The sequence below is a fragment of the Thermocrinis sp. genome (assembly GCF_036781485.1).
GTDB lineage: Bacteria > Aquificota > Aquificia > Aquificales > Aquificaceae > Thermocrinis.
The window spans coordinates 21,461-27,170 of the sequence record NZ_DAIQAX010000007.1 but is presented as its reverse complement, the minus strand read 5'-3'; the positions used below and the strand labels follow the sequence as shown (position 1 = coordinate 27,170).

8 protein-coding genes and 1 tRNA gene are annotated in these 5,710 nt (G+C 38.9%); 6 read left to right on the top strand and 3 right to left on the bottom strand.

Translation table 11 applies throughout. The features are described 5' to 3' along the window. Together V7P40_RS05190 and V7P40_RS05185 are read left to right on the top strand one after the other, a co-directional pair. Positions 1–422 (top strand): hypothetical protein (locus V7P40_RS05190; RefSeq protein WP_333784915.1); only part of this gene is annotated, 422 nt, incomplete at its 5' end. Beyond that, on the top strand, positions 419–655 hold the full coding sequence (locus V7P40_RS05185; protein ID WP_333784914.1) for a tetratricopeptide repeat protein: 237 nt from the start codon (positions 419–421) through the stop codon (positions 653–655). The genes V7P40_RS05190 and V7P40_RS05185, both read left to right, overlap by 4 nt. Positions 656–762: 107 nt before the next feature. Here V7P40_RS05185 and V7P40_RS05180 read toward each other — a convergent pair whose 3' ends face one another. Further along, a complete protein-coding gene (locus tag V7P40_RS05180) occupies positions 763–2,154 on the bottom strand; it encodes a deoxyribodipyrimidine photo-lyase (protein ID WP_333784913.1) in 1,392 nt (463 codons plus the stop codon). A 231-nt stretch (positions 2,155–2,385) separates the two neighbouring features. Between V7P40_RS05180 and rpmB the strand changes: the two genes are divergently transcribed. The 4 genes from rpmB to V7P40_RS05160 all read left to right on the top strand — a co-directional run bounded on the left by rpmB (position 2,386) and on the right by V7P40_RS05160 (position 4,562). Continuing rightward, positions 2,386–2,586, top strand: a complete 201-nt coding sequence (rpmB, locus tag V7P40_RS05175) for a 50S ribosomal protein L28 (RefSeq protein ID WP_333784912.1) — start codon at positions 2,386–2,388, stop codon at positions 2,584–2,586. Positions 2,587–2,591: 5 nt separating this feature from the next. Continuing rightward, complete coding sequence (gene aroC / locus V7P40_RS05170; RefSeq protein ID WP_333784911.1) at positions 2,592–3,755, top strand: chorismate synthase; 1,164 nt, start codon at positions 2,592–2,594, stop codon at positions 3,753–3,755. Further along, entirely contained in the window at positions 3,739–4,476 is a 738-nt protein-coding gene (locus tag V7P40_RS05165; RefSeq protein WP_333784910.1) for an MlaE family lipid ABC transporter permease subunit, read from the top strand. Before aroC ends, V7P40_RS05165 begins: the two co-directional genes overlap by 17 nt. A gap of 14 nt (positions 4,477–4,490) precedes the next feature. After that, positions 4,491–4,562, top strand: a tRNA-Ala gene (locus tag V7P40_RS05160). Positions 4,563–4,570: 8 nt separating this feature from the next. On the opposite strand, the gene infC is transcribed toward V7P40_RS05160, so the two are convergent. Next, entirely contained in the window at positions 4,571–5,083 is a 513-nt protein-coding gene (infC, locus tag V7P40_RS05155) for a translation initiation factor IF-3 (RefSeq protein WP_333784909.1), read from the bottom strand. Next, the gene (locus tag V7P40_RS05150; protein WP_333784908.1) at positions 5,073–5,495 is read right to left on the bottom strand and encodes a hypothetical protein; all 423 of its coding nucleotides are present in this window, start codon (positions 5,493–5,495) and stop codon (positions 5,073–5,075) included. The genes infC and V7P40_RS05150 overlap by 11 nt, the downstream gene beginning before the upstream one ends. Between the last annotated feature and the right edge of the window lie 215 nt (positions 5,496–5,710).

The following is a 5,710-nucleotide window of genomic DNA, read 5'->3' as shown; positions in this document are numbered from 1 at the left end:
ATTGGGTAGAAACGCAAAAGGATAACCTAAAGCTGGACTTTAAAGAAACTGGCTTTAGACAATTTGTTTCCTTAAACTCAAAACACATCATAACCGACGCCATGCTTATGTTTGGACTGAGCTACGCTAATTCAAAGGCTAAACTTATAGAAGCATTAAATCCTCTAAGGCTAAGCGTGAGGGTCAATCCAGGTAGTTATTTAGGCATAAGTCATCACTTCCTTGGAGCTCCTTTTGAACTGGAGCAGGACGAGGTGCTCAGAGAATTTCTCAATTCCGCAAGGAACTTTCTAGAAGATGGAGGCTTTGCCTGCGATGTGATCGTAATATCTTACAATCCCTATATAGAGGATGTGGTGCTTTCTAACTTAGAAAGAATTAAAGGGCTAAACTACAGATTCTACGGTGGAGAGTTAAGATGAAAGATTACAAGGGAATTTTTAGCAAAATGGGAGAACAACTGGTAGAAAAATACATAGAGGACCTAAAAAGGGAGTTGGAAGACAAACCCGACGATCCCGATCTTCTTTTCAAACTCGGAGTTGGTTACGTCAGGCTTGGCAAAACGTCTAAGGCAAGGGAGGTTTATACCAAACTAAAGGAAATTGATGCTGAGAAGGCAAAAGAACTTTTGGACATGATGTATGAGGTATAATATTTTGTGGATGGAACCATACTGGACTATACAGCCATCAATACAAGCAGGAAATAGAGTTTAAAGAGATTTACTAAAGTTATGTGCTTGGTTAATTTCTCACCCAATCATGAAATTTTTATTCCTTTTATTTTTTCAACATATTTTTTAATATCAAACTTAGATTCTAAACTTGATGCACTCATATATCTAATTTTCCCAAAAATTCTTCTTTCTTTCCATGGTCTGTCATGGGTTCCAAAACACCATGATATTCCGGCATAACTGTTTGGATCTCTTCCGTCAAGTTCGTATTTATCATTAAGATAACACGCTATATCAAAAGCTTGTTTTGGATCTTCTGTCCATTCAATGATTTTTTTACACCAATACATTCTCATGTAGTTATGCATCTTTCCGATTTTCAAAAGCTCTAATTGTGCAGCATTCCAGTATTCATCGTGAGTTTTTGCGTTTTCAAATTCTTCTAAGGTGTAGATATATTCTCTTTTATCAGTTTTATGTTCTTCTAATGTTTTTTTAGCCCAGTCTGGAATACCTTCATACTGGTTGTAGTTTGGATTGTAGTAGCAGAAGTTTCTTGCAAGCTCTCTCCAAACTATCAGTTCATTGAAAAAGCTGTTTATATTGTCATCATCATGTTTGTATTTTGAAAGTATTTCTAAAACAATTTCTACCGGAGAAATCTGACCAAAGTGTAGATAAGGACTTAAGTTTGATTGATAATCAAGCTCTGGATGCGACCTAAATTCTTTGTACTTGTGTAGCTTCTTTTCAATAAACTCCTTTAGGTATTTTTTGGCTTGAGTGTAACCACCTACAAAGGGTGACAAACTCACACTTTTATCTATATTAAGTTTATCTATAATCTCTAAAGAGTCTTTCAAAGTTAATTCGTTTACTTTAAAATCAAAATTAATAGATTTTATTTTTGGTTCTCTTGCACTTAGTGGGGTCAAATACAAGCTTAAAAAACTATAGATTTTACCTCTAAAGTTAAATGCATACACTTCTTGCTTATTAGATACAATTTCTACAGGAACGCACACGTCAGACTCTACTTGAAAGACAGGTACTTCTAAACTATCTGCTATGTTTTTTTGAAGCTTTCTAAAATATTTTAGATAAGGTTTATCTGTAATCAAAGCAGCAGAGTCTTTTGATAGCTCTATAACTCTTTGCCGTACATCTTCTACTTTTTCTATAACGAACCTTATACCTCTATCTTCTATAAATTTTTTTGCTTCTAACAGACCATCTAACATAAATTTGTAATATCTTATGTTAGAGAACTTATATCTATCTGTTATTGGAAAGTAAACTAAAAGAGGTTTTTTAATCCTATTTGATAACTCTATAGCAAATTCAAGACCATGATTGAAATTTGCTCTATGGCTATGGGCCATCCAATAAATAATGTACTTCTTAGCTCTGTCGATAGTTTTATCATTTATTAGCTTTATTCTATTTCTAAACGCTAAATCGTGATCGAATTCCATGCTTTTCTCCTATTTGTAATTTTATATTGCTTAAACAAACATACAAACCAAAATTCTACTGTTTCAATCCCCTATAGGTACGTAAGAAACCAAACAAACACCCCATTTCGAAGGATTAGATAGTAGCGAGAAGGTAAGCCAGAAAGGTCATGTTTCTTCTTTGTCTACAGGACTATTTGCAATTCCCTAATTTTTCATCCAACATATATATGAGATATAATATTTTACGCTATGGCGAAGTGTTACGTTTGTGGAAAGACTACAAAGATAGGAAGAAGTGTGACCTTTTCTGCTGAGAGCAATCCAAGGCAGTTTAAGGCAAACTTGCAGAGGGTCAAGGTCGTCTTAGAAGACGGGACAGTAAGAAGAGTTTATGTTTGCACGAAGTGTTTGAAAGCCGGGAAGGTAACAAAAGCGGTAAAGGTTTCCTAAGCTAAATGTCTATCAGATTTTTAACCGCTGGTGAATCTCACGGAAGGGGCTTAGTTTGTATAGTTGAAGGCGTACCGGCAAACCTTGAAATATCCGCAGAACACATAAACAGGGAGTTGGAAAGAAGGCAGAGGGGATACGGCAGGGGTGGGAGGATGAAGATAGAAAAGGATACTGTCCAGATAATCTCTGGAGTTAGGTTTGGAAAAACCTTGGGAAGTCCTATAGCCCTTCTGATTGAAAACAAGGACTGGGAAAACTGGAAGGAGAAAATGGCTGTGGAGGGAGAAAGGCCAGACTTTGCAGTGCCTTTCACAAGACCAAGGCCCGGACATGCAGACTTAGCGGGTGGTATAAAGTATAACCAGCGGGATTTAAGAAACATCCTTGAAAGGGCCTCTGCAAGAGAAACGGCGTGTAGGGTAGCGGTTGGTGCCATCTGCAAGAGGTTTTTAGAGGAGTTGGGAGTTTTTGTAGGAAGCTATGTGGTTAGCATAGGTCCCCTTGAACCTCCCATAGAAGAGCGGGATTTAATTAAAAGACACTATCTTGCGGAGCAGTCAGAGGTCAGATTTCCAGATCCCACTAAGGATGAGCTTTTTAGGGAACTCATAGATAAAGCTAAGGAAATGGGTGAAAGCTTAGGTGGAGTTTTTGAGGTTTTTGCGGTGGGAGTTCCTCCCGGGCTTGGAAGTCACGTGCATTGGGACAGAAAGTTGGATGGTATTATAGCTCAGGCTATGATGAGCATTCAGGCTATAAAGGGGGTGGAGATAGGTTTGGGGTTTATGGCGTCAAAGAAGTTTGGCTCTGAGGTGCACGACGAGATAGGATATAAGGAAGGGGAAGGATACTTTAGGTATTCTAACAACTTAGGTGGTTTGGAGGGTGGAATTACCAACGGCATGCCCGTAGTGGTAAGGTGCGCCATGAAGCCCATACCAACTTTAACCAAACCGCTCAGGAGCGTAGATTTGGAAACTAAAGAGGAAGTTAGGGCTGGTAAAGAGAGGACAGACGTGGTGGCAGTGCCTGCTGCTTCAGTTGTAGGAGAATCGGCCTTAGCCTACGTGCTTGCCAATGCATTTTTGGAAAAACTGGGTGGTGACTTTATGGAAGAGATAAAAGAAAGGTATAAAATCTACCTGGAGCATGTTAAAAGTTTTTGAAGAGGTAGGTAGGGCTACCTTACTTACTCTGTGGTCTATATACTTGCTCTTTAAGTCTCCACCAAGAATAAGGCACTTCATAAAGCAAATTACTTATCTTGGAGCGGAAACTACACCGGTGGTACTTATCACTTCTCTGTTTACCGGTGGAGTTATAGCCCTTCAGACTTACGGCACCTTTAGCAGGTTTAACGCAGAGTTTTTAATAGGAGCGGTGGTAGCCCTTTCTATGGGTAGGGAGTTGGCACCAGTGCTCACTGCCCTAATGGTAACCGCAAGGGTAGGTTCTGCAATAACCGCACAGATAGGAACCATGCGCATTACGGAGCAAATAGATGCCTTAGAGGTTATGGGTATAGACTCTCGAAGTTATTTAATTACACCCCGCATAGTGGCTGGCACCATCGGCGTTCCCATGCTCACAGTTTTATCCAACATAGCGGGCATAATAGGTGGATGGTTTGTTGCAGTAAAGCTCTTTGGTGTAAATGAGTATCTCTTTTGGGAAAAGATGAAGGACCTTACCGAATTTTACGATTTTTTAGGAGGGTTATACAAGGCTACTTTTTTTGGATTTATTGTATCCTCTGTTAGCTGTTATTTTGGATTTTACACAAAGGGTGGAACGGAGGGTGTGGGTAGGGCTACCACAAACAGTGTGGTCACATCCTCTATGTTGGTGCTTATTTCTGACTACTTCTTGACAGCGATTATATATTAAAATAAATATTAAGAGGGGCGGTAGCTCAGCGGGAGAGCGCCTGCTTGGCGTGTAGGAGGTCGGGGGTTCAAATCCCCTCCGCTCCACTTAAACTTTACCTTTTCTTAGGCAAAAGGGAGAACATTAAAAAATTACCCTCCCTTTTAGGTTGTGCTTCTAACTGTGCACAATCTGACAAATCTTCCACAATTCTATTGACCAACTTATCAGCAAGTTCGGGATGAACGTTTTCTCTACCCCTAAACCTTATCCTTACCCTAACCTTGTCACCATCCTCCAAAAACTCCCTCATATGTTTAAGCTTTACCTTAAGGTCGTGTTCGTCTATTCTCAAAGAAAGGTTGATGTCTTTAACTTCCATAGAATGCTCTTTCTGTTTTTTCTTTGCTTCCTTTTCCTTCTTCTTCATTTCGTAAAGAAACTTGCCATAATCCAAAAGCTTACACACCGGTGGATTAGCATTAGGTGCAACCTCCACCAAATCTAAACCCCTTTCTTCAGCTATCTTTAAAGCTTCCTGAATAGGCACTATTCCTATTTGCTTACCATCCTGATCAATTAGCCTGACTTCCCTTGCTCTAATTTGCCTGTTTACTCTATATTCCATTACCACCTCCAAAGGTTTTTATATAAACGAGGATTGACATAACAAAATTCAGAAACAGCATTAGTGTAGACATTATAGATAGTCTTCTAAACTTTGTTCTTTTTGGATCATCATAGGGTATCCTATCTATATCACCGATTGATCTTTTCAGATTTTTCAGATAAAGGGATAGTGCGACGTTCAGCGCCAGACCAACCATAAGCGGGATAGCATAAACTCTACTATCATCAGATGATAAAAGATAAAACATTATCATTAAAAATGCAAGCTTGTAAAACCGCCAAAGAATCCTTCCGTAAAAGCGTCCTGCTAAGTTCTTGTTTTGCTCTGTTCTAAGTAAGATGGGCGCCACTATAAAGACTATACAGAAAAGTGTGCCCAGGTATATGGAAAGGACTAACCTATCTAACATTCAGCAATAATATATCTCTTTTTTTGTTCTTATGCATAGGCTATGCTTGTTCGCTATTATAACACACCACGCAATAACTGTTTTTGCTAATTATACTGTTTCTTACCTTAAGTATCTCTTACAACGATCCTAAAATTCCGCTTTATACCTACAGCAAGATCATATCAAGGCTCTATGACTTTTTGAACAATCTGCGCTACCCCCTTGACAAAATT